Origin of the sequence: Mycobacterium simulans (assembly GCF_900232995.1) — a bacterium.
GTDB classification, from domain to species: domain Bacteria; phylum Actinomycetota; class Actinomycetes; order Mycobacteriales; family Mycobacteriaceae; genus Mycobacterium; species Mycobacterium simulans.
This window is the reverse complement of the sequence record NZ_OCVX01000003.1, coordinates 2,407,559-2,430,493: the sequence shown is the minus strand read 5'-3', so window position 1 is coordinate 2,430,493 and position 22,935 is coordinate 2,407,559. Positions and strand designations below refer to the sequence as shown.

Annotated in this window: 23 protein-coding genes and 1 pseudogene; 12 read left to right on the top strand and 12 right to left on the bottom strand. The window is 65.0% G+C overall.

Annotation, left to right across the window (positions count from 1 at the left end; all coding sequences use genetic code 11):
* Positions 1-143 precede the first annotated feature (143 nt).
* Together prrA and prrB are read left to right on the top strand one after the other, a co-directional pair.
* Complete coding sequence (gene prrA / locus MSIMFI_RS11825; protein WP_191497338.1) at positions 144-854, top strand: two-component system response regulator PrrA; 711 nt, start codon at positions 144-146, stop codon at positions 852-854.
* Between the two features lie 16 nt (positions 855-870).
* On the top strand, positions 871-2,211 hold the full coding sequence (gene prrB, locus MSIMFI_RS11820) for a two-component system sensor histidine kinase PrrB (protein WP_186244587.1): 1,341 nt from the start codon (positions 871-873) through the stop codon (positions 2,209-2,211).
* A 1-nt stretch (position 2,212) separates the two neighbouring features.
* On the opposite strand, the gene arfC is transcribed toward prrB, so the two are convergent.
* From arfC to arfA, 3 genes are read right to left on the bottom strand one after another with little or no spacing between them, the layout of a single operon-like run.
* Positions 2,213-2,758, bottom strand: coding sequence for a channel accessory protein ArfC, sunset domain variant (gene arfC / locus MSIMFI_RS11815; protein ID WP_191497337.1), 546 nt, complete (start codon positions 2,756-2,758; stop codon positions 2,213-2,215).
* Positions 2,758-2,937 carry a channel accessory protein ArfB gene (gene arfB, locus MSIMFI_RS11810; RefSeq protein WP_186244588.1) on the bottom strand — a complete coding sequence of 60 codons (180 nt, stop codon included), beginning with the start codon at positions 2,935-2,937 and terminating at the stop codon, positions 2,758-2,760. The genes arfC and arfB overlap by 1 nt, the downstream gene beginning before the upstream one ends.
* A 12-nt stretch (positions 2,938-2,949) precedes the next feature.
* The gene (gene arfA, locus MSIMFI_RS11805) at positions 2,950-3,933 is read right to left on the bottom strand and encodes a channel-forming protein ArfA/OmpATb (RefSeq protein WP_191498153.1); all 984 of its coding nucleotides are present in this window, start codon (positions 3,931-3,933) and stop codon (positions 2,950-2,952) included.
* Positions 3,934-4,040: 107 nt separating this feature from the next.
* Between arfA and MSIMFI_RS11800 the strand changes: the two genes are divergently transcribed.
* Positions 4,041-4,304 (top strand): DUF2630 family protein, encoded by a 264-nt coding sequence (locus MSIMFI_RS11800; RefSeq protein WP_186244589.1) that lies wholly within the window; start codon positions 4,041-4,043, stop codon positions 4,302-4,304.
* 14 nt (positions 4,305-4,318) lie between these two features.
* Entirely contained in the window at positions 4,319-5,872 is a 1,554-nt protein-coding gene (locus MSIMFI_RS11795) for a phytoene desaturase family protein (RefSeq protein WP_191497336.1), read from the top strand.
* Between the two features lie 90 nt (positions 5,873-5,962).
* Here the strand turns inward: MSIMFI_RS11795 and MSIMFI_RS11790 are convergent, their stop codons facing one another.
* The gene (locus MSIMFI_RS11790) at positions 5,963-7,258 is read right to left on the bottom strand and encodes a citrate synthase (RefSeq protein ID WP_085249022.1); all 1,296 of its coding nucleotides are present in this window, start codon (positions 7,256-7,258) and stop codon (positions 5,963-5,965) included.
* A gap of 297 nt (positions 7,259-7,555) precedes the next feature.
* Between MSIMFI_RS11790 and MSIMFI_RS29245 the strand changes: the two are divergent.
* Together MSIMFI_RS29245 and MSIMFI_RS11780 are read left to right on the top strand one after the other, a co-directional pair.
* Positions 7,556-8,215: pseudogene (locus MSIMFI_RS29245) on the top strand (phytanoyl-CoA dioxygenase family protein); the annotation flags it as partial.
* 402 nt (positions 8,216-8,617) lie between these two features.
* The gene (locus MSIMFI_RS11780) at positions 8,618-9,610 is read left to right on the top strand and encodes a class I SAM-dependent methyltransferase (RefSeq protein WP_191498152.1); all 993 of its coding nucleotides are present in this window, start codon (positions 8,618-8,620) and stop codon (positions 9,608-9,610) included.
* A gap of 6 nt (positions 9,611-9,616) precedes the next feature.
* On the opposite strand, the gene pdxH is transcribed toward MSIMFI_RS11780, so the two are convergent.
* A complete protein-coding gene (gene pdxH / locus MSIMFI_RS11775) occupies positions 9,617-10,261 on the bottom strand; it encodes a pyridoxamine 5'-phosphate oxidase (RefSeq protein ID WP_396820199.1) in 645 nt (214 codons plus the stop codon).
* A 70-nt stretch (positions 10,262-10,331) separates the two neighbouring features.
* On the opposite strand from pdxH, the gene MSIMFI_RS11770 reads away from it, so the two are divergent.
* Positions 10,332-11,453: a citrate synthase 2 gene (locus MSIMFI_RS11770; RefSeq protein ID WP_186244592.1), complete on the top strand. Its 1,122-nt coding sequence runs from the start codon at positions 10,332-10,334 to the stop codon at positions 11,451-11,453.
* Positions 11,454-11,467: 14 nt separating this feature from the next.
* On the opposite strand, the gene MSIMFI_RS11765 is transcribed toward MSIMFI_RS11770, so the two are convergent.
* Entirely contained in the window at positions 11,468-12,892 is a 1,425-nt protein-coding gene (locus MSIMFI_RS11765) for an Ig-like domain-containing protein (RefSeq protein WP_191497334.1), read from the bottom strand.
* 977 nt (positions 12,893-13,869) lie between these two features.
* Between MSIMFI_RS11765 and MSIMFI_RS11760 the strand changes: the two genes are divergently transcribed.
* Positions 13,870-14,328, top strand: a complete 459-nt coding sequence (locus MSIMFI_RS11760) for a VOC family protein (RefSeq protein WP_191497333.1) — start codon at positions 13,870-13,872, stop codon at positions 14,326-14,328.
* Here the strand turns inward: MSIMFI_RS11760 and MSIMFI_RS11755 are convergent.
* Together MSIMFI_RS11755 and MSIMFI_RS11750 are read right to left on the bottom strand one after the other, a co-directional pair.
* Positions 14,325-16,046, bottom strand: a complete 1,722-nt coding sequence (locus tag MSIMFI_RS11755; RefSeq protein WP_191497332.1) for an FAD-dependent oxidoreductase — start codon at positions 16,044-16,046, stop codon at positions 14,325-14,327. The genes MSIMFI_RS11760 and MSIMFI_RS11755 overlap by 4 nt on opposite strands.
* Before the next feature lie 18 nt (positions 16,047-16,064).
* Positions 16,065-17,102, bottom strand: coding sequence for an AurF N-oxygenase family protein (locus MSIMFI_RS11750; protein ID WP_191497331.1), 1,038 nt, complete (start codon positions 17,100-17,102; stop codon positions 16,065-16,067).
* Positions 17,103-17,258: 156 nt separating this feature from the next.
* On the opposite strand from MSIMFI_RS11750, the gene serC reads away from it, so the two are divergent.
* Together serC and sepH are read left to right on the top strand one after the other, a co-directional pair.
* Positions 17,259-18,377, top strand: coding sequence for a phosphoserine transaminase (serC, locus tag MSIMFI_RS11745; RefSeq protein ID WP_191497330.1), 1,119 nt, complete (start codon positions 17,259-17,261; stop codon positions 18,375-18,377).
* Positions 18,378-18,488: 111 nt separating this feature from the next.
* Positions 18,489-19,256, top strand: coding sequence for a septation protein SepH (gene sepH, locus MSIMFI_RS11740; protein ID WP_191497329.1), 768 nt, complete (start codon positions 18,489-18,491; stop codon positions 19,254-19,256).
* Here the strand turns inward: sepH and MSIMFI_RS11735 are convergent.
* Genes MSIMFI_RS11735 through MSIMFI_RS11725 form a run of 3 tightly spaced genes read right to left on the bottom strand, consistent with a single transcriptional unit; the run spans position 19,239 to position 20,745 of the window.
* The gene (locus MSIMFI_RS11735) at positions 19,239-19,505 is read right to left on the bottom strand and encodes a DUF2537 domain-containing protein (RefSeq protein WP_191497328.1); all 267 of its coding nucleotides are present in this window, start codon (positions 19,503-19,505) and stop codon (positions 19,239-19,241) included. The two genes, sepH and MSIMFI_RS11735, sit on opposite strands and share 18 nt — an antisense overlap.
* The gene (locus MSIMFI_RS11730) at positions 19,502-20,317 is read right to left on the bottom strand and encodes a TrmH family RNA methyltransferase (RefSeq protein WP_191497327.1); all 816 of its coding nucleotides are present in this window, start codon (positions 20,315-20,317) and stop codon (positions 19,502-19,504) included. Before MSIMFI_RS11730 ends, MSIMFI_RS11735 begins: the two co-directional genes overlap by 4 nt.
* On the bottom strand, positions 20,314-20,745 hold the full coding sequence (locus MSIMFI_RS11725) for an Rv0880 family HTH-type transcriptional regulator (RefSeq protein WP_186244601.1): 432 nt from the start codon (positions 20,743-20,745) through the stop codon (positions 20,314-20,316). The genes MSIMFI_RS11730 and MSIMFI_RS11725 overlap by 4 nt, the downstream gene beginning before the upstream one ends.
* A gap of 515 nt (positions 20,746-21,260) precedes the next feature.
* Here MSIMFI_RS11725 and MSIMFI_RS11720 point away from each other — a divergent pair.
* On the top strand, positions 21,261-21,533 hold the full coding sequence (locus MSIMFI_RS11720; RefSeq protein WP_186244602.1) for a DUF2530 domain-containing protein: 273 nt from the start codon (positions 21,261-21,263) through the stop codon (positions 21,531-21,533).
* 14 nt (positions 21,534-21,547) lie between these two features.
* Positions 21,548-22,003 (top strand): SRPBCC family protein, encoded by a 456-nt coding sequence (locus MSIMFI_RS11715; protein ID WP_191497326.1) that lies wholly within the window; start codon positions 21,548-21,550, stop codon positions 22,001-22,003.
* On the opposite strand, the gene MSIMFI_RS11710 is transcribed toward MSIMFI_RS11715, so the two are convergent.
* The gene (locus MSIMFI_RS11710; RefSeq protein WP_191497325.1) at positions 22,000-22,797 is read right to left on the bottom strand and encodes a DUF3027 domain-containing protein; all 798 of its coding nucleotides are present in this window, start codon (positions 22,795-22,797) and stop codon (positions 22,000-22,002) included. The genes MSIMFI_RS11715 and MSIMFI_RS11710 overlap by 4 nt on opposite strands.
* Positions 22,798-22,935: the final 138 nt, after the last annotated feature.

Genomic DNA, 22,935 nt, shown 5'->3' with positions numbered 1-22,935 from the left:
ACGAAAGTCTTGACCTGCCATCTGAATTCGATGATGAGGCCGGGCAGTCGCAGGCGAGCGTCAAAACCGTAACCATTCGATGTCCCGCTCGATCTCCCGCGAGCAGTCGCGCCTAACAGCGCCCCAGCCAACAATCGGGCAAAATGGGCCGCATGGACACTGGTGTCACCTCACCTCGGGTCTTGGTTGTCGACGACGATTCCGATGTGCTCGCCTCGCTGGAACGCGGCCTACGGCTGTCCGGATTCGAGGTGTCCACCGCCGTCGACGGCGCCGAGGCCCTGCGCAGCGCTACCGAGACCCGGCCGGACGCGATCGTGCTCGACATCAACATGCCCGTGCTGGACGGCGTCAGCGTCGTCACCGCGCTACGAGCCATGGACAACGACGTCCCGGTCTGCGTGCTATCCGCGCGCAGCTCGGTCGACGACCGAGTGGCCGGCTTGGAGGCCGGCGCCGACGATTACCTGGTCAAACCGTTCGTGCTGGCCGAGCTGGTGGCGCGGGTGCGCGCCCTGCTGCGGCGCCGCGGCGCCACCGCGACGTCCTCCTCGGAAACCATCACCGTGGGCCCGCTGGAAGTGGACATTCCCGGTCGGCGGGCCCGTGTCAACGGCGTGGACGTCGACCTGACCAAGCGGGAGTTCGACCTGCTGGCGGTGCTGGCCGAGCACAAGACGGCGGTGCTGTCCCGGGCCCAACTGCTCGAGCTGGTCTGGGGCTACGACTTCGCCGCCGACACCAACGTGGTCGACGTCTTCATCGGGTACCTGCGACGCAAGCTAGAGGCCAACGGCGGCCCCCGGCTGCTGCACACGGTCCGGGGAGTCGGGTTCGTTCTCAGGATGCAGTAAGGCTGCAGCGGTGCTAATGAACATCCTGTCGCGGATCTTCGCCCGTACGCCCTCGCTGCGGACCCGTGTGGTGGTCGCGACGGCCATCGGCGCCGCGATTCCGGTGCTCATCGTCGGCACCGTCGTCTGGGTTGGGATCACCAACGACCGCAAGGAGCGGCTGGACCGTCGACTGGACGAGGCCGCGGGTTTCGCGATCCCCTTCGTGCCGCGTGGCCTCGATGAGATCCCGCGTTCGCCGAACGACCAGGACGCCCTGATCACCGTCCGGCGCGGGAACGTGATCAAGTCGAATTCCGACATCACGCTGCCGAAGCTGCAAAAGGATTACGCCGACACCTACATCCGCGGGGTGCGCTACCGGGTACGCACGGTGGAGATCCCGGGGCCCGAACCCACGTCGGTGGCCGTCGGTGCGACCTATGACGCCACCATCGCCGAGACCAACAATCTGCATCGGCGGGTGTTGCTGATCTGTACTTTCGCCATTGGCGCGGCGGCGGTGTTCGCCTGGCTGCTGGCGGCGTTCGCCGTCAGACCGTTCAAACAGCTGGCCGAGCAGACCCGGTCGATCGATGCGGGCGACGAGGCGCCGCGCGTCGAAGTGCACGGCGCCAGCGAGGCCGTCGAGATCGCCGAAGCGATGCGGGGCATGCTGCAGCGCATCTGGAACGAGCAGAACCGGACCAAGGAAGCGCTGGCGTCGGCTCGCGACTTCGCGGCCGTGTCCTCCCACGAATTGCGCACCCCGCTTACCGCTATGCGGACCAACCTCGAAGTGCTGTCCACCCTGGATCTACCCGACGACCAGCGCAAAGAAGTGCTCAACGACGTGATCCGCACCCAGTCGCGCATCGAGGCCACGCTGAGCGCACTGGAGCGGTTGGCCCAGGGCGAGCTGTCGACGTCCGACGATCACGTGCCGGTCGACATCACCGACCTGCTCGACCGTGCCGCGCACGACGCCACCCGGATATACCCCGACCTCGACGTATCACTGGTGCCGTCACCGACCTGCATCATCGTGGGATTGCCGGCAGGGTTGCGCTTGGCCGTCGACAACGCCATCGCCAACGCCGTCAAGCATGGCGGCGCAACCCGGGTCCAGCTGTCCGCGGTCAGCTCGCGGGCCGGGGTGGAGATCGCCATCGACGACAACGGAACCGGAGTGCCCGAAGACGAGCGCCAGGTGGTGTTCGATCGGTTCTCCCGGGGGTCGACGGCGTCGCATTCGGGCTCGGGACTGGGACTCGCGCTGGTAGCCCAGCAGGCTCAGCTGCACGGCGGGACGGCTTCGCTGGAGAACAGCCCGCTGGGCGGCGCGCGCTTGGTGCTGCGCCTGCCGGGGCCGACCTAAGTCACTTTCGTTGCGCGCTCTTGCGCCACGGCGTGAAAAACGCTCGCGCGGCGCACTCTTCGTCCTCGAACCAGACTTGCGCGACGGTCGGGTCGTAGGCCGGATCGTCGGGAGTGTAATAGAGCCTGGTATCCGAGCGACCCTTCACCAGCCATCCGTCTGGTCCGCTGCCATCTGCTTCGGCGCGAGCCGAGCCGGGGCCGTACGGCGCGAACCGCGCCCCTGCGGCAACAGCACCCTTCGCAACCGGAATCCGCTCTGTGGGAAGGTCTTTCGCGACCGGAATCCTCGCGGTGGGCGCCCCTTTGGCTGCGGGCACTCTCTTCCGCGGCGGGCGCTTGGCGACGGCTCTCTTCTTCGGATGTGCCCCTGGCTTTTTCGCGGCGCCGGGCTTCTTCGCCGGAGCCGCCCTGGCGGGCGTCACTACCGCACGGGGCGTCGCCAGCACCGGAACCCGCAGATTGACGGGGCGAACCAACTGCGTGAATGTCAGCAGCATGCCGAGCACAAATGACAGGGCGACTAGCCACCAGTGCACCTGGCCCATCACGGCGCTCCAGTTTCCTGCGGTAATTCCGCCGTGGGCATTTCCTCTGTGGGTGCTTCCTCGACTTTGGGCGCTTGTTCGTTCTTCTCCTTAATCGACACGGCGACGATCACCCAGGCAACTGCCGAGCCGGCCACGAAGGCAGCCAGGTAGCACAACCACTGGATCACGAAGCCCATCCTGGATTCTCCTTAGCTGACCACGATCTCGGCGCGGCGATTCTTGGCCCGGCCCTCGGCAGTGTCGTTGCCGGCGATCGGGTTGGTCGAACCGAGACCCTTGGCGACGACGTGATCGCGCGCGACGCCGTGGGCAACCAGAAAGTCGGCCACCGTGTTAGCCCGCTGAGCGCTCAGCGGAATATTAAGGCCCTCGCTGCCGAAGTTGTCGGTGTAGCCGTTGATCGTCACGCGCGCGTTCGGACATGCCTTGAGCTGGTCTGCGACCCTGGTCAGGATCTGATTGTCGGCCGGGGTCAGGCTTACCCCGTCGTCGGCAAAGAAGATCGGCCCGCCCGTCACCGCGTTGATGGCTGCTTGCAAGTCGGCACATGGCGCGGCGCCGGGCGGTCCAGGCGGTGCCCCCTTAGCCGCAATCTTGTTGGCGATATTCATCCCGGGCCAAGCAGTTACTGCCGCTCGCTCGACCGCGTCCTTCTGGTCACCCGATGCGGCAGTCCCCGTCAACGTGATGGTGTCCAGCTCGACCTTGAGACTGAAATCGGGGATCGGCACGCTGGCCGTGAAAACTGGTTCTGCACTTGAGAAGTCGAGCGAATGAACGATGGGGTCGATCCGGATTTGATCGATGACGTTGACGCCCGGAGTCAGTAAACCTTTGAGGGACTTCATCAGCGCCGCCTTGGCGGCGTCATCGGGACAGTCACCGATAAGAGTAATGGTGCTGCCGCTGCGACTAATCGAAAGCAACGACAACGACAGTGCAGGAGCGCTCGGAGTGCCGCTGGTGGTCGTCAGTGTCGGAAGGTCGCCAGTCGGCCCGGTGACCGCCTCGGGCCGCTCATAGGCACCGTAACCGATTGCCGTTATCAGCAACGGAATAGCAACCAGGCCAATGAGCCAGGAAAGGCCCAGTGGGTGCCGCTGAAATTTCGGAGTTCGGCGCGCGTCGGTGGGTGGCGCGGGCGATTGGCCCACACCTGCCTTCAAACCCACCATGGCTCCCCTCCCTCAGGAAAATTTGCCCAAGTCCGTGCTACGGGCGATATGCAGCCTACCGAGTCAACGCGCCCGAAACGGCCGATGTCGGGCACACTGGGGCGATGAGTAACGGCAGGAAACCGACGGACAGCGAGACCTTGGCTCACATCCGCGACCTGGTTGCCGCGGAGAAAGCACTACGAGCTCGACTGCAGAACGGCGACATCACCGAGTCTGAGGAGCATGAGCAACTGCGCCGCATTGAAATTGAACTCGATCAGTGCTGGGACCTGCTTCGCCAGCGGCGCGCGCTGCGCGAAACCGGTGGTGACCCGCGCGAAGCGAACGTCCGTCCCGCCGACCAGGTCGAGGGTTACACCGGCTAGAAACTGAACCCGGTATGAGTTTCGACGTAGTTGTCGTTGGCGGCGGCCACAACGGCCTGGTCGCGGCCGCCTACCTGGCCCGGGCGGGCCTGCGCGTCCGGTTGCTGGAACGGCTGGATCACGTCGGCGGAGCCGTGGTGTCGGCGGAGCCCTTCGACGGCATCGACGTCCGGGTGTCACGGTATTCCTACCTAGTCGGCTTGTTGCCGTCCCGCATTGTCGACGACCTGGGCGCTCGGATGCGGTTGGCTCGGCGGCAATTTTCGTCGTACACGCCCGACCCTGCGACGGATGGGCGCTCAGGACTGCTCGTCGGACGCCCCGACACGTTCGCCTCGATCGGCGCTGCCGGTGATGAGCACGGATTCGCCGCGTTCTACCGACGCTGCCGGCTGGTGACCGAGCGGCTCTGGCCGACGATGCTGGAACCGCTGTGCACCCGCGAACAGGCCCGCCGGCACGTACTGGAATGCGGCGATCCCGACGCTGCCGCTGCCTGGCAATTCATGGTCGATGAGCCGATCGGGCACGCCATTACCGCCGCGGTGCGCAATGACCTGGTCCGCGGCGTGATCGCTACCGACGCGCTGATCGGCACATTCGCCCACTTAAACGAGCCGTCGCTGACGCAGAACATCTGCTTCCTGTATCACGTGCTCGGTGGAGGTACCGGTGAGTGGAAGGTTCCAGTCGGTGGCATGGGGGCCCTGACCTCTGCCCTGGCCGATGCTGCTGCCGGCTACGGCGTCGAAATAACCTCCGGCGCTGACGTTTTCGCTGTCGATCCAGATGGTGAAGTACGTTACCGCACTGGCGACGACGAACATCGCGTGCGAGGCCGGTTCGTTCTGGCCGGTGTCACACCGGCGATGCTGGCCCGCCTGCTCAACGAGCCCGAACCGTCGCTTGCCCCGGGCGCGCAGGTCAAGGTGAATATGCTGGTGCGACGCCTGCCTCGGTTGCGCGACGACAGCGTCACCGCAGCGCAGGCATTCGCCGGGACCTTCCACGTCAACGAGACGTGGAACCAGCTGGACACCGCCTACTCACAGGCAGCTAGCGGCCAGTTACCGGATCCACTGCCATGCGAGGCGTACTGTCATTCGCTGGCCGATCCGAGCATCCTGTCCCCGGAGCTGCGCGACTCGGGCGCGCAGACGATGACGGTTTTCGGCTTCCACACACCACACTCGGTGTTCGGCAACATCGACGCCGACTTGTTACGCCAGAGGCTCACCGAATTGGTGCTTGGATCGCTGAATTCGGTTCTGGCCGAACCGATTCAGGATGTCCTGATGCCCGATGTGAACGGCCGGCCCTGCAGCGAGACCACCACCACCGTGGACCTGCAGCGCACCCTGCTGATGACCGGAGGCAACATCTTCCACGGCGCATTGTCCTGGCCGTTCGCCGAAGACGACGACCCGCTCGATACCCCAGCGCGGCGGTGGGGGGTAGCAACCGAGCACGAACGGATCATGCTGTGCGGCTCGGGCGCCCGCCGCGGCGGGGCGGTGTCGGGGATCGGCGGTCACAATGCCGCGATGGCCGTGCTGGCTTCGCTGTAGGTACTTTCTTGGCGGCGAGGGTGCGCAAATGTACGCCTATTACGGCGTGTCGTCGTACGAACACGCACGCTCGTGAGCTGCCCAGCGGGCCTACCGCGCGTCGATCGTGGTGTAGTCGCGCTCGGTGTAACCCGTGTAGATCTGGCGCGGACGTCCGATCTTGCTGTCACCCTCGTCGTGCATCTCACGCCAGTGCGCGATCCAGCCGGGCAGCCGGCCCAGCGCAAACAGGACCGTGAACATCCGGGTCGGGAAGCCCAGCGCCCGGTAGATCAGCCCGGTGTAGAAGTCGACGTTCGGGTAGAGCTTGCGTTCGATGAAGTAGTCGTCGGTTAGCGCCGCTTCTTCTAGTCCCTTGGCGATGTTCAGCAGGTCGTCGTCGCCGCCGAGCTTGGCGAGGATCTTGTCGGCCTGCTCCTTGACGATTCGCGCGCGAGGATCGTAGTTCTTGTAGACGCGGTGGCCGAAGCCCATCAATTTGACGCCGGCCTCGCGGTTCTTCACCTTCCGGACGAACTCACTAACGTCATCGCCGCTCTGGCGGATCTGCTCGAGCATCTCGAGCACCGCCTGGTTAGCCCCACCGTGCAGCGGGCCCCACAGCGCGTTGATACCGCCCGAGATCGAGGTGAACAGGTTGGCCCGCGACGAACCCACCAGTCGCACCGTCGACGTCGAGCAGTTCTGCTCATGGTCCGCGTGCAGGATGAACAGCATGTCCAGCGCCCGCACCACCTCGGGATCGGCCTGGTAAGGCTCCGCGGGGAACCCGAAGGTCATCCGCAGGAAGTTCTCCACCAGCGTCAGCGAGTTGTCCGGGTACAGGAACGGCTGTCCGACCGACTTCTTGTAGGCATACGCGGCGATAGTGGGCAGCTTGGCCAGCAGGCGGATGGTCGACAGCTCTACCTGGTTGTTGTCCATCGGGTCCAGGGCGTCTTGGTAGTAGGCGCTCAACGCATTGACCACGCTGGATAACACCGGCATGGGGTGCGCATTGCGCGGGAAGCCGTCGAAGAACCGTTTCAGGTCCTCGTGCAGCATGGTGTGCCTCTGGATCCGGTGCGTGAACTCGGCCAGCTGGTCGGTATTCGGCAACTCGCCGTAGATCAGCAGGTAGCTGACCTCGATGAAGGTCGATTTCTCGGCCAGCTGCTCAATCGGGTAGCCGCGATACCGCAGAATGCCGGCATCACCATCGATGTAAGTGATCGAGCTCTTGGCGGCAGCGGTGTTGACGAAACCGACGTCGAACGTGGTGTAACCGGTCTTCGCCAAGAGTGGGCCGAGCGCAATGCCGTCGTTTCCCTCGGTGGCGCGCACGATCTCCAGGTCGAGCTCGCCCCCCGGATAGCGGAGGGTGGCGGTGTCGTCGGTTTCGGCCACGAGAACCCCTTTGCGCTGTACTGATATGGCTGCCCGCACTGCGTGCGTATAGGTGAAGGTAGTCGTTATCGCGGCGGGGCGCCTGCCCGGGGGGGGGTCTGTGATCATCCTCGGCGCTCGCTGAGGAATGACGGCCGAGCGGCCAACGACCAAGCCCGATCACGAACGGATTGAGTCCGCCGCCTCCTCAACCTATTAGCGAAGTGTGCGTGGACGGAAACCGAGCCCCGCGCAGGGGCCGAATGTCGAGCTGATCCGCAGGATTCACTACACAGGCCTTGCCAAACATGCAAAGCTGTGCGCGTGTCGACCACGCCCCTTGCGTCCCTCGACGTAGGGCGCCTCGAGCATTGGCGGACGCTCTGCCCCACTCTGCACGTAGACGGCTGGCTTGACCCGCCGGCGTCCGACATCAGTGACGTGGATGAGCTGGTCGAACAGCTCCGCACCGAGGGCTACGTCAATGTGCCGGGCGTGCTGGAGCAGTCGGTGTTCGAGCCGCTCCGAGACTGCATTGCGACGCTGCACCGGGAAGGTATTCCGCTGGCATTCGCGTTCGTCTACGACGAATTCTGGCTCGCGTTCCAAGGCGTCTCCCGATTCATCGAGGCCGCGCTCGGGAAAGGTTATGTCGCGCTCCCGGATTTTTGGGTGTGGCACTTGGCCGCCTCCGAACAGGCGTCCGGTTTCGCGCCGCACCGCGACCGCGTTCAGCCGACGCTCGAAGCAGACAACTCGCCGCATTCGCTCACGGTATGGCTGCCGTTTTCCGACGCGACGCCGCTCAACGGCTGCATCTACGTGCTGCCCGCCCACCGCGACGAGCGCTTCCGCCGCCGCGTCTGGGACGGACCTGACAACACCAAGGTCGAGAAGCCACAAGATATCCGCGCCCTGCCCGCTCGCGCCGGCAGCTTGCTCGCGTGGAATCAAGCGATCCTCCATTGGGGCGGACGGGCGAGCAGCCGCGCACAAGTGCCACGAACGAGCGCGGCGTTCGAGTTCCAACGCGGCGACAGGCCACCTTTCAACGAGCCGCTGCTGGCCCCGCAGCGCATCCCATCGTTTCCCGAGCGCCTCGGCCTCATCGGCAAGCAGGTGTTGCAGTACCGGCACATGTATCCCCTGGCTCCGGATGTCGAGCGCGTCGCGATCGAACTTCGCGACCGCTTCATGCCGCACGTCGTGAGCGCGATCGGGCCAGTCTCACCGCGCATCGAACCACAACACCAGCCGCACCAGGCCAGTAACAACCGCCTTCCGGAACAGGAGCCACAGGACGGGCCGGCGGAGCCGAGCGCGCTCACCGAGCAACCAAGGAAGTCTCCGTTGATTGATTCGAGGCGGCTACGGGAATCCATGGCCCGGCGATTGTTTCGCCGCTCGGTGGCCACTGGGAATATCACGCTGCCCGCCGTTCCGAGCATGATCGACGAGTACGTGACGATGTGTGACCAGGTGTTCGCGGCCGTCGGCAGCAGATTTAACGCCGAGGAACTCGCCCATCTCAGGAGTGTGATTGAGGGCCAGTTGGCGAAGGCCTACGCGTCCTCACAGCGTTCGACCGTCACTATTTCGTACGACGCCCCGATCGGCCCGACGCTGAACTACACCATGCGAGCCGAATGGAAGACGATAGCCGCGACCTACCACGATTGGATTGCGACCCGGGAGCCGCCACTGTTCGGTACCCAACCGGATGCTCGCGTGTGGGCGCTGGCGAACGAGGCGGCGGATCCCAGAACGCATCGGATCCTCGAAATTGGCGCAGGAACTGGGCGCAACGCCCTGGCCTTGGCGCGACGTGGGCACCCGGTCGACGTGGCGGAGTTGACCCCGAAGTTCGCAGAGATGATCCGCTCCGACGCCGAACGGGAATCGCTCGAGGTGCGAGTGCTGCAGCGCGACATCTTCTCTACGACGGATGATCTGCGGCAGGACTATCGACTGATTGTGCTCTCTGAGGTGGTGCCGGAATTCCGAAGCACGCAGGAGCTGCGAAGCCTATTCGAACTCGCCGCCCGTTGTCTGGCGCCTGACGGACGCCTGGTGTTCAACGCCTTCTTAGCGCAGCCGGAGTACACGCCGGACCAGGCCGCGCGCGAACTCGGGGAGCAGATGTATACAAGCATTTTCACGTGGCCCGAAGTGTCAACTGCAGCAGCCCAACTACCCCTCGAGCTGGTTGCCGACGACTCGGTGCACGAGTACGAAAAAGCCCACTTACCCGAAGGTGCTTGGCCGCCCACGAGCTGGTATGCCGGTTGGATCACCGGCATCGACGTGTTCGACGTGGATCCGGAGGAATGCCCGATCGAGATGCGGTGGCTCGTGTACCGGAAGACGGGTTGAGGTCCGTCAGGGCTGCAAGCGCTCGACCTGACCGCCGATGACCCGAATCCGGTTGTGCAGCCGATTTTCCCGGCCCTGCCAGAACTCCACCACCTCAGGCGCAATGAGGTAGCCACCCCAGTTGGGGGGCACCGGCACCTGTTCTGTGTCGGCGAAACGTGCGGTCACCTCGGCGAGCTGACCGAGCAGCACCGCGCGCGACGCGATCGGCCGCGACTGATGCGACGCCCAGGCACCGAGCTGGGAGCCGCGGGGCCGCTTGGCCCAATAGTCCCGAGTCACCTGCGGGTCGACCCGGCTCACCGGGCCGCGGACGTGCACCTGCCGCCCGAGTTGGTACCAGGGGAAAGTTGCCGACGCGTATGGCGTCGCAGCCAGTTCGGCACCCTTGTCCGAGTCATAGTTGGTGAAAAAGGTGATCCCGGTCTCATCCGCGCCCTTGCATAACACCGATCGGCTGACCGGCCTGCCGTCGGCGACGGTGGCCAGCACCATCGCATTGGGCTCGGCGAGCCCAGCGCGTTCGGCGTCGTCAATCCACTTGCGCAACAACGCAAGCCAACCATCGGCGAGCCAGTCCGTGTCCAGGTCGGGGCTGCCGTCCTTCTCGACGAACCCGCTGGCCGCACGCAAATCGTCTGGTCCTGCCACCGCGTCCACGCTACCGGGGTGGCTACCGGCCGCCAGCGTGGCCCCGAAGGGGAGGTGCGAGAATTTGCCCATGACTGTGGTCCCCGAAAATTTTGTCGCCGGCCTCGAAGGCGTGGTGGCCTTTACCACCGAAATCGCCGAACCGGATAAGGACGGCGGCGCGCTGCGCTACCGCGGCGTCGACATCGAGGATCTGGTGAGTCAGCGGGTCACATTCGGCGACGTGTGGGCGCTGCTCGTCGACGGAAAGTTCGGCAACGGGCTGCCGCCCGCAGAGCCATTCCCGCTGCCGATCCACACCGGCGATGTGCGCGTCGACGTCCAAGCCGGTTTGGCGATGCTGGCTCCCATCTGGGGCTACGCACCACTGCTCGATACCGACGACGACACAGCGCGCGACCAACTGGCCCGGGCCTCGGTGATGGCGCTGTCCTATGTCGCGCAATCCGCCCGCGGAATCTACCAGCCCGCGGTCCCGCAGCGAATCATCGATGAATGCCCAACTGTCACAGCACGTTTCATGACCCGCTGGCAGGGTGAGCCAGACCCACGGCACATCGAGGCCATCGACGCCTACTGGGTATCGGCCGCCGAACATGGCATGAACGCCTCGACGTTCACCGCGCGGGTGATCGCCTCCACCGGCGCCGACGTTGCTGCATCGCTGTCCGGGGCGATCGGGGCGATGAGCGGTCCGCTACACGGCGGGGCTCCGGCCCGCGTCCTGCCGATGCTTGAGGAGGTCGAGCGGACTGGCGACGCCCGCGGCCTGGTCAAGGGAATCCTCGATCGCGGCGAGAAACTGATGGGATTCGGACACCGGGTCTATCGTGCGGAGGATCCCCGGGCACGGGTGCTGCGAGCGACCGCCGAGCGGTTGGCCGCACCGCGCTACGAGGTCGCCGTAGCGGTGGAGCAGGCGGCCTTGGCGGAGCTGCGGGAACGTCGTCCCGACCGCGCGATCGAGACCAATGTGGAGTTCTGGGCCGCGGTCATCCTCGACTTCGCCCGGGTGCCGGCGAAGATGATGCCGGCCATGTTCACCTGCGGCCGCACCGCCGGGTGGTGCGCCCACATTCTCGAGCAGAAGCGGCTCGGCAAACTCGTCCGGCCGTCGGCCATCTATGTGGGACCGGGCCCGCGCCGCCCGGAATCCGTCGAAGGGTGGGATCGGGTTCTCACCACCGCCTGAGGCCGCACTCCCTGTCAAAGCCCCACATTGTCGACGTCGTAGTGGAACCCGACCACTGGAGGGCTGTGATCCGATAGCGGCTCTCCCTTGGAATTGAGAAACTTTGGCGCTTCGTTGCTGTACGCGACGGCGTGCAGCGTCACTCCCTGCCCGCTTCGATAGAAGATCTTGTCGAGCAGCTCGCACTCGTTACCCACTTGGCAGACTGGCGCGAAGGGCGGTGTGGTTGGGCCGTGCTGCACTTCCACCCAGGCGTCGGTGAGTGAGTTGTTCGTGGCAAAGGCAAGGAGAGCATTTTGGTCGTCCGAGTACAGGGCGTTGAAGTCGCCCGTGACGATAACCGCGCGACCAGCGGAGTTCTGCTGGATGTAGTTGGTGATCTGCGCAAGGTTGTCGTTGGTGAACACCCCACCGCCCGTGTTCGTATGCAAGTTGTAGAGATCGATCGTTTCACCTCCCGGCATTTGCAGCTGGCTGTAGGTGAAGCCCTTCAAGGTGAGGCAGTTGTCGGCCGAGCATTGCCACCACGTCTGCCGATCGAGCCTCTTCACCTTGAACTCCGCGAGAGTGTTGAGCCCATCGGAGAAGGGCACCCCGATGGGCCACAGCAGGGTGGGCGGCTCGGGCGGTGTTTGGCTGGGCATCTGGGACTTCTTGACCAGAAAATCGTGGTAAGCGAAGTCCTCCTGGACGTTCGCGACATAGTAGTTATTGAGCCGCTGCCCAATCTGTTTGGTGTACAAGAAGCGCGGCAGAATTGCGCTGGACAGCGGGAAGGGCAGCCCCGCGATGTTGTACGTCAACATGCTGAAGTCACCGCTGATTGTCGTGGTCGGGGTCGCGCCCACGAAGACGGTCACGGTGGCGACGTCGTCGTGCCCATGGAACGGACCTAAATATCCCGCCAGGCCGTGTACGTGAAGGCTGGTGTCATCGCTGACGGCCACGGTGAAGGTGTCGCTTCCGACAAAAGCCGGATCGGCCGTGTAGGTGAAGCTGGCGGTTTGTTGGTCTACCTGCACGACGCCATGCTGGGGTCCACCAGGCACACCGCGCTCACGCACCCTGAAAGTCATCCTGTTGCCGTCGGGGTCGAAGGCAGTAAACGCGACCGGGCCTACGGTGCCGCCCTGGGGGACGCTGACTTGTTGCGGGGTCGCGACGGGAGTGCGGTTGAAGACGATAGGCACAATCCCGTTTCGTATCGCGGCCAAGGCTTCCAGCAGGGCCGCAAAGAGTTCGTTGGGGTCGATCTGCGGCGAGGTGCCCAGTGGGAAAGCCTCAGCCGACGGCGACGATGGCTTCGCCCGCGGATCTCCGGTTGCGGAGCCCGAATCCCCCGGCGCCGGATAACCGACCGCAGGGATGCTTATCGCCGCTCCCACCCCCAGGACAACTGCTAGCGCACCAACCCGGCCGATACCCCTGGCGTAGCGCATCGATTCTCCTTGTGCGGCTGTTCGCGATAGGTCGTTGGTCGGAGCGAATGTTCGACCTGCAGGAAAGGCATTGTCAATACGCGTAGTTGATCGATTTCCGGCGTTGGTCGCGACTTGTGCGCTGTTCAAAACGCGCGCCGCCAGGGCGCGGAAACCACAGGCGCGGTGCAGCGCCGGGGCGGCAGTCGCGGCCCAAGTAAGCTGGAGCTCCGACATAGTCGCTGCGGCTCGTGAGCCGGGCAAAATACCGACGCGCCACGACCTTTGGGTTTCGCTGCGTACTGCGGACGAGCTGAGTTGCCGCACAGTGTGATTGACGGAATTCGTCGTATCGCCGATGTTCGCCAACAGACCGACCTGCGGGATAAATCGCTGCTCTAGCTGGTACATAGTCGCCATCTGCAAATAGCTGGACCGGGGCTACTGGTCCGCAAGACCTATTGGTCACCAACAACCTTTGCGCGGTCGAGCACGCGCAATTTGTACACAGTTTGTACAAACTGTCGTCCAGCCCGGTCGGCCGGGAGGGCGGCAGATCGGCTCGCGGCAGGACTCATCACACCGTTTGCATTGGTTGGCCAATATCCGTGAAGCGAACATGTCTGCCGTCGCGGAGGCCCAATCAAGAATTCGGGTGGTCCGTGACAGAAGCGTATTCGTGCCGACACGGAAAATTTCTCGTGTCGTGACGGGAACGTTTTCGGTTAGAGACGGCTTAGAGACAGCTTGGAGACGGTTTAGTCACGGTACGGTTGCCGACACCGCCCTTGCCGGCCACCCCGGCACAGACAGTTCCGACCTCCCGGCGCCGGCACCCCGCGTCGGTGCCAGGAGGCGCTCTCAACCGTGGTCACGCTCCTCCGGCGGAAAATTGTCGGTGCCCCGAGATTGAATGGCGCTGTGGCGATGACTTTCCGTCGTCGCCGCAGTCAATACCCGTGAGCCCGTCCGGGATACCAACAGTTAAGGAGACCGTCATGGCGATCAACGTCGAACCCGCAGTGATCCCCCACCTCGTCGTCGGCGACGCCGCCGCAGCCATCGATTTCTATGTCAAGGCGTTCGGCGCCGAGGAACTAGGGCGCGTGCCCGGTCCCGATGGCAAGCTGATCCACGCGGCGGTGCGCATCAACGGCTTCACAGTCATGCTCAACGACGACTTCCCCGAGATGTGCGGCGGCAAATCGATGACCCCGCAGTCGTTGGGCGGAACTCCGGTCACCATCCACCTGACGGTCACCGACGTCGACGCAAAGTTCCAGCGTGCCGTGGACGCCGGCGCCACCGTGGTGGCGGCGTTGGAGGACCAGTTCTGGGGCGACCGCTACGGGGTGCTTGAAGATCCATTCGGCCACCACTGGTCGCTGGGACAGCCGGTGCGCGAGGTCAGCATGGAGGAAATCCAAGCGGCCATGTCTGCGCAGTCGAGTAGCTAACCCGCGACCTGCTCACGCAACCGGGCCAGCAGGCGCCGTCGTAGCGGCGGCGCCTGCGGTACGGGAGCCGCTGCCGCGAGCATCTCGGCAGCATCGGTGAACTTGTTGCGCGGCCGGCCGTCGGCACGGCCGCGCGCCACCTCGGCGGCGTCGATAGCGCGCCATCCGGCGGAGTCGACGCCGTCGGGCTGGCGAGCGTGCACCAGCTTCTCTAGCTCCGCCGGTTGCGCCGCCGGAGCGGTCAGCTTGCCCGCATTGAAGTCGGCGACTAGAGCCTGAACGGTTTGGAAAGAGCACGACTTATTCGTGCCGATGAACCCTGTCGGACCGCGCTTGATCCAGCCGGCAACGTATGCGCCAACCACCGGCCGGCCGGTGTCCGGGTCGACAACCCGACCGCCGTCGTTGGGGACTATCGCCGCCGCTTCGTCGAACGGGAGATCGCGGATCGGCTTGCCGCGGTAGCCAATCGACGTCAGTACCAGGCCGGCGTCGAGCCGACACACCTCATCGGTACCGGTGACCACGAACTCCACGGCGCCGGCCCGTTGCTGACCGAGGACGCGTTGCGGCGTGAGCTGATACGCCAGCCGGATCCGCGGGCGCCCGATTTTTTGGGTGGGCGCCGTGGCCCCCTCACAAGCAATGCCCAAGCCGCTCAAGATCTGCAGCTTGTTCCTGGTCACCGGGTCGGAAGCGGACGCCAGGTCGTCGAGTACCCGCTGGTGATCGACGGCGTCGAGCACAACGTCGGACGCGCCCGTGAGTCCGAGCAATTCGGGCAGAGTGAACGCCGAGTGGGCAGGCCCGCGCCGGGCCGCGATCACCACCTCACGGACCGCCGATACGCGCAACGCGCGCAACGCGTGATCGGCGATGTCGGTGCGGGCGAGGTCGTCGGGGTCCGCGGCGAGCACCCGCGCCACATCGAGGGCGACGTTGCCGTTGCCGATGATCACGACGCGTTCGTGGCTGAGATCGACAGGCAGATCCGTGAAGTCGGGGTGTCCGTTGATCCACGCGACCAATTCAGTGGCGGTCCCGGTACCCGGGAGACCCATACCCGCGATATCGAGTCGGCGGTCATCGGGCGCACCCACCGCGTACAGCACGGCGTGATGGTGGCTCAACAGTTCCGCATGGCTCAGGTGCTTCCCGATCTCGACGTTGAGATAGAACCGGAAGCGTCGATGCCCGGCGACGCGGTCGAACAGTTGGGTGACCTTCTTGGTGTTCTGGTGATCCGGCGCAACCCCGGCGCGGACCAGTCCATAGGGTGTTGGCAGCTTCTCAAAGACGTTGACCCGCACCCCATGCTGGACCAGTAACTCATCGGCGGCATACATCGCTGCGGGCCCGGAGCCGACAATGGCCACCGTCAGCGGGTCACGGTGTGCATGGACCTCGGCGGCCGGAATCACCGGGGCCAATTTCGAGGTCGGCGGCAGCTTCACGTCGGCGGGCCGCTTTGGGTAATGCGAGGCGTTAATCTCAACGAACGGCAGCTGTTTGGAATCCAGCCGGCTGTCGGGTGCGATCGCGCCGACCGGACAGGCACTCACGCAGGCACCACAGTCCACACAGGCCAGCGGGTCGATATAGAGCATTTCCGACGTCGCGAAGCCCGGCTCGTCCGGAGTCGGGTGGATGCAATTCACCGGGCAAGCGAAGACGCAGGACCCGTCATTGCAGCAGGACTGCGTAATAACGTGCGGCATAAAAGAACTCGTAGGACGTTATGCGGCCGGCGTGGCCGCCAAGTGTTGGCGTTGCGGCTCGCTGCGGTACCGCGAAGGCCTTCCGTCGATCTTGCAGATCCGCCACATCAGCCGGGCAAGACGGCCGTCCATCAAGCCGGTGTCGTAGGCGAGCATGCGGACGTCGGCGAACATGTCGCGCAACCACTTTCGCGATTCCGGCGACCGGAAGAACAGTTCCTTCTTGACCTCACGCGGGATGTCGAATTCGTCCCAGAATGCCTTGGGCGGAATCAAGATGGCATTGCACAAGCTCCGCATAGTCAGCGGAAAGTACAGCGAGATCCAGAACCGCTGCGTCCGAGTCAGATTCGGTAACCGCTTACGCAGGTACTCGTGAGCGAACGAAATGTGTCGCGCTTCTTCGGCCACATGGATGGCCATCACCCGCTCCATGATCGGATGCAGCGACTTGCCTTCGCGGAGAACCTGCTTTTGGGTGTGGTCAATCGGCTCCTCGCCGGCAAGTACGCCAACGAAGAACGCGACCGGCAAAGGCCCGGCCACTAGCGGAATCAACGGGGAGATCCAGCGCAGCCGCCGTGGCATCCCGGGAACGTCTGCGCCGATCCGGTTGACCATCTCCTGGAACATCATGGTGTGGTTGCACTCTTCAACGCATTCGTGCAGGCAATACCGATATTCCGGGGAGCCGTTGGGCATCCAGAACGTGTAGTTCATCAGGCCGCGGATCAGGATGGATTCGAAGTGCAACCCCACCTTGGCCACGTTGGCCTGGCGCCACATTCCGATCTCGATCTGGCGTTCCTGCGTCTGCGCTTGGTACCAGGGATGGCGGCCCAACGGGTCGGTCGCCGGGAGAATCCACCGGGGATCGTTGTCGGTGACAGCGAACTCCGGTGACTCCCAATCGATATCGGTGTACGGGTTGAAGTTTCGCCGCACAGACCCCTCGGACAGTGTGGCGAGCGTTTCCACGTACTCGGCGTCGTCACGCACCTCCATATTGCGGCGCCAACGCCTAACCATGCGCGTCCCGGCCTTCCCAGCAGCCATGAGCAGCCTCCTCAATGAGGTTTGTCTCGGACGTGTATGGAATACGGTACCGCTGGTACCGGGAATTCCGCACTTTCATGTGTCTCAGATCACACGCTGGTCCCCTCTCGAGGCCCGTTCAGCTAGGTTGCAGGGTCGCTCATTACCCTGATGGCCATGGCTGACCAGCTCGAGATTCCCGCTCACCTCAAACCCCGCGACGGCCGCTTCGGATGCGGACCGTCGAAGGTCCGTCCAGAGCAGTTGCAGGCCCTGGCCACCTCCTCGGCGGCCTTGTTCGGCACGTCGCACCGCCAGGCGCCAGTCAAGAATCTGGTGGGCCGGGTGCGCTCGGGGCTGGCCGAGCTTTTTTCGGTGCCCGACGGTTACGAGGTCATTCTGGGCAACGGTGGCGCGACAGCGTTCTGGGACGCCGCGGCGTTCGGGTTGATCGACAAGCGATCGCTGCACCTGACCTACGGCGAGTTCAGCTCGAAATTCGCCTCAGCCGTCGCCAAGAACCCGTTCATCGGCGACCCGATCATCATCAAGTCCGATCCGGGCAGCGCACCGGACCCGCGAAGCGACCCGTCCGTCGACGTGATCGCCTGGGCACACAACGAGACATCGACCGGTGTCTCGGTGCCGGTGCACCGGCCGGCCGATTCGGCCGACGCGCTGGTCCTCATCGACGCCACCTCCGGGGCCGGCGGCTTGCCGGTCGACATCGCCGAGGTCGATGCCTACTACTTCGCGCCGCAGAAGAACTTCGCAAGCGATGGCGGCCTCTGGCTGGCCATCATGAGCCCGGCAGCGCTGGCCCGCGTCGAGGCCATCGCCGCGTCCGGTCGCTGGGTTCCCGACTTCCTATCGCTGCCGATAGCGATCGAGAACAGCCTGAAGGACCAGACGTACAACACGCCGGCGATCGGGACACTGATAATGCTGGCCGAACAAATCGACTGGCTGTTGAGCAACGGCGGGCTGGACTGGGCTGTCAAGCGGACGGCGGACTCGTCGCAGCGGTTGTATTCGTGGGCCCACGAGCGGCCTTACACCACGCCGTTCGTCGCCGACCCCGGGCTGCGCTCGCAAGTGGTCGGCACCATCGACCTCGTCGACGAGGTGGACGCTGCGGCCGTGGCCAAGACTTTGCGTGCTAACGGCATCGTCGACACCGAGCCGTATCGCAAACTCGGCCGCAACCAGCTACGGATCGCGATGTTCCCCGCCGTGGATCCCGACGACATCAGTGCGCTCACCGCATGCGTCGACTGGGTGGTCGAGCGGCTCTAACGAAGCGCGTGGCCGCGTCCGCGTGTCAACGAGGTTAACGGGGCTTAGCCCACTAGAGTGCGCACGTATCAGGTCCAGTGCTGACCTGCACGGAGCCTGCGAGGAGAAGCCATGCGGGAACTCAAAGCAGTTGGGCTCGATGCCGACGGCAAATACATTATCTGCGAAGCGGCCAACCCAGCCGAGAAGTTCAGGCTCCCGGCCGATGATCGGCTGCGAGCCGCCTTACGTGGGGAGGCCCCGCCGCCAGAACAGCCGCCACTCGACATGCAAGTAACTAACATGTTGAGCCCCAAGGAAATTCAGGCACGAATCCGCGCCGGCGCGTCTGTCGAGCAGGTCGCCGCAGCCTCGGGTTCCGACATCGCGCGTATCCAGCGGTTCGCCCACCCGGTGTTGCTGGAACGATCGCGCGCGGCCGAGTTGGCGACGGCGGCCCACCCGGTTTTGGCCGACGGCCCCGCGGTGCTGACGCTGCTAGAGACCGTCACCACAGCACTGATCAAGCGTGGCCTCAACCCCGACAAACTCGGCTGGGATGCCTGGCGCAACGAAGACGGCCGCTGGACGGTGCAGCTGGCCTGGAAGGCCGGCCGTTCCGACAACATCGCACATTTCCGATTCACGCCGGGCGCACATGGCGGCACCGCCACCGCGATTGACGACGCGGCCAGTGAGTTGATCGACCCAGACTTCAAAACACCGCTGCGGCCGCTGGCGTCGGTGGCCCACCTCGCCTTCGATGCCGTCCAGGAACCCGCCAGGCCGGCACCACCCCCGCCGCCGGCCGAACCGGCGGTCAGCAGCCGACGGGGCAAGCCGGCCATTCCCGCCTGGGAGGATGTGCTGCTCGGGGTTCGCTCAGGCGGCCAGCGCTAGCAGTATCAGCCTCCCGGCCGCCACACCTACTGCGGCACCCAATACAAACCAGCGCAGCACCAGGGTGCGTCGCCAGCCCCACAGAGTCGGCGCCAATCCGCCGGCCGCCACAATGTTGAGCCCGACCGCCAACAGCGGATGCACTCGGATCAGCCCGAGACTCAACACCACAACCGCGGTCCCGGTAACCGCGGCGACGAACCCGGCAACCGCTAAACCCGTTGCCCAGGGCACGGACTCGTCGCTCACGACGCAAGCCTATTCCGTTCGTAGAACGCCAGCGCGGCCGCAGTCGCGACGTTGAGGGAGTCGGTACCTCGCGACATCGGGATCCGCACCCGCATATCGCTCATCCGCAATGCAGCCGCTGTCAGCCCGGGGCCCTCGGCGCCCACCAGCAACGCAATCCGCTCGGCGCGTACCGCGTCCATCGCGTCGGCCAGCGCGCAGGCGTCGCCTTGTGGAGTCATCGCCAGCAGCCGGAAGCCACTTTGTTTCAGCATCACAAGGTCGGCGGGCCAGTCGGTGGCCCGTGCATAAGGGACCAGCAGTGCGTGACCCATGGAGACCCGGACCGCGCGGCGGTAGAGGGGATCCGCGCAGCCGCTGCCGAACACCACCGCGTCGACACCCAGGCCCGCCGCGTTGCGGAAGATCGAGCCCAGATTCTCGTGGTCGTTGACTCCTTCGAGCACCGCAACGGTGCGAGCGCCGTCAACGACCTCTGCGACGCTGGGCTCTGGTACCCGACGCGCGGCGGCCAGAACGCCGCGGTTGAGATGAAACCCGATCACCTGCGCCATGACGTCTGCGGACGCCCGATAGTAGGGACCGGCGACGGCGGCCAGGTCGTCCTTGAGCTCGCTGAGCCTGCGGTCGGTACCGAGGAAGGCCAACGGGGTGAACCGAGAGGCCAGCATGCGCTGCACGACGAGCACACCCTCGGCGATCACCAATGCCTTGCCGGTCGGCAGGTCGGGACGGCGGTCGACGCTGTTCAGGTCACGAAAATTGTCCAGCCGCGGGTCGTCGGGATCGCTGACATCCTCGACGGCACTCACGGGCTTTCGTCGACCAAGGCCGAGATCAGGTCGGCGGCGTTGCGCAGGATGTCGCGTTGTCCGCTATCCAGCGTGGCCAACCGCTCGGCCAGCCATTCCTGGCGCGCGCGCCGGGCCGCCCTGACCAATTCAGCGCCGGATTCGGACACCGAGACCAGCACCTGTCGGCCGTCGACGGGATGCGGCACGCGGTCCACGAAACCCATATCGGCCAAGGAGGCGATCACCCGGGTCATCGATGGCGGACGGACCCGTTCCCGGATCGCCAACGCACCGGGCGTCATGGCGCCCTCGTTGGCCAACGTCGTCAACGCCGACAGCTGCGACAGCGACACCGGCGATGACGGGTTCCGAAACCGCAGTTGCCGGGCCAGCCGCATAACCGCCAGCGACAAGTCGCTGGCCAGCCGCGCGTCGCTGTCAGGCACAGCGCGAGGTTACATCGGAACCTGAGGATCCGCGGTCAGAACCGGCAAACGACGGACTTCGATTTCTTTCACCGCACCGGGGCAATTCCGGCGGTCACTTTGGTTGCTGCGCGGTCCTTTGGATTACCCGCCAGGGGGTGCCGCACGGCTAGCCATGTTGCAGTCTGAATGTTGATACCGCATGCGCTATCACGTTTGCGGTTTGGGTGTGCGCAACTGTGGCGGTGATCCCCAGGCCGCTCCACGGCCTGCATCGTCGCGACACCACGCCCAAATCGCGCCACTCCTCCCCAGGCCGCTCCACGGCCTGCATCGTCGCGACGCCACGCCCAAATCGCCCCACTCCTCCCCAGGCCGCTCCACGGCCTGCATCGTCGCGACGCCACGCCCAAATCGCCCCACTCCTCCCCAGGCCGCTCCACGGCCTGCATCGTCGCGACGCCACGCCCAAATCGCGCCACTCCTCCCCAGGCCGCTCCACGGCCTGCATCGTCGCGACGCTATCTTGAAACGCGATGAGCGTCGAACCCGACCAAAGCCCCGCACCGCCGCTGCCGGCCGTCCTACTCGAGGTGTGGCCGGTCATCGTGGTTGGGGCGTTTGGTTGGCTCGCCGCCACGGCGGCGGCGTTCTTGGTACCCAGCCTGGAGAGCTGGCGTCCGGTGACGGTCGCCGGGCTCGGAACGGGGCTGCTCGGCACGGGCATCTTCGTGTGGCAACTTGCCGCCGCCCGCCGTGGTGCACGTGGCGCGCAAGACGGACTCGAAACCTATCTGGACTCGAAATAAATCCGGGAGGACGAATGGTTGCCCCACTATTGCAAGCGCAAATTGATATCAACGCACCGGCGTCGAAAGTCTGGGCGCTGATATCCGATTTCCGACGAATGCCGCAGTGGAGTCCGCAATGCCGCTGGATGAGGCCGTTCGGCCCGCTGCGCCAGGGCACCCGCACCATCAATTTCAACCGCCGTAACCGGTTGTTCTGGCCCACCACATGCACGGTCACCGAGGTCATCGCGGAGAAGAAGCTGGCGTTCCGGGTCGACTCCAACGGCAGTGTCTGGAGCTACGAACTCGAGCCGAATGGCCAGGGCACCCGGGTAATCGAGAAGCGCCACGCCGAAAACGGCATCAGCGCATTCTCGAACCTATCGATCAGCAAGCTCTTCGGCGGAACAGCCAGCTTCGACCGTGAATTGGTCGAGGGCATGAACACTTCGCTCGCCAACATCAAAGCGGCCGCCGAGAGCGGCTAGGCGGGAGCCTCGGGCGCCGACTTCTCCATGACGTCGAGCAAACCGTCGTCGTACGGCTCATACGCTGGCGAGCCGATGCCCGCCGGGGCGGGAGTGTCGGAGTGCGCACCACAGCCGTAGTACTTGTCGACGACATGGCCGTCGGCGGATAGTTCGTTGCCGCACACCCCGAACATCGCGCCCAGCGATCCGGCCAGTGGGAGGAAGAAACCGCAGTCGCGGCACACTCGCTTGGTGGACCGCGCCATCGGCGAACCCGGACCATAGTCGCCGTCGTGCCATCGTTCGGCCGCATCGGCGCGACCCGAAGCACTCATCACCCAGCGCCGGCCCAGTCCTACTTCGGCAGCGGTCTCGTCAACCTGCGCGTCACCACTGGCGGTGTAGCCCGGAACCAGCCGCGGGTCGTCCTTTGCCGGTGCTAGCAGGTCCCCTGGGCTCAAGTCACCTGGCTGAATCCGCTTCTCCCACGGCACCCAGTCGGGTGCCAGCAGCGCGGTCGGACCGGGAATCAGCACCACCTCGCTGATCGTGGCGTGGTCGGCGCCGGCGCAAGTGGCGACAACGACGGCCCACTGCCATCCCTGGTAGCCCGGCAGATGCGCCAGAAACCTGTGGGTCGCCGTGTTCGGGTCTTCATAGCTGACGCCCAAGTAGTCCCCGACGGCCTCGGGGCCACTGAACTCCGCGACAGCCGCCCTGGCCTGGTCGACCGCACCCGTGAGCACCGCCGCTAACCCTTCGGGCCACTCGGCTACGGTCGTCACGGCGTATTCCTCAATGGGTCCGGTCACGCTGTCCCCTCCTCTGCGATGCGTATTCAATACTGCCGGAAGACACGGTGGACGGGCCACACCCGGTTGCCAACGCGAGCAGGCGGCATAGGACAGAATTGAATCGTGTCTGGACGGCGGCGTGATCATCCGGGCCGC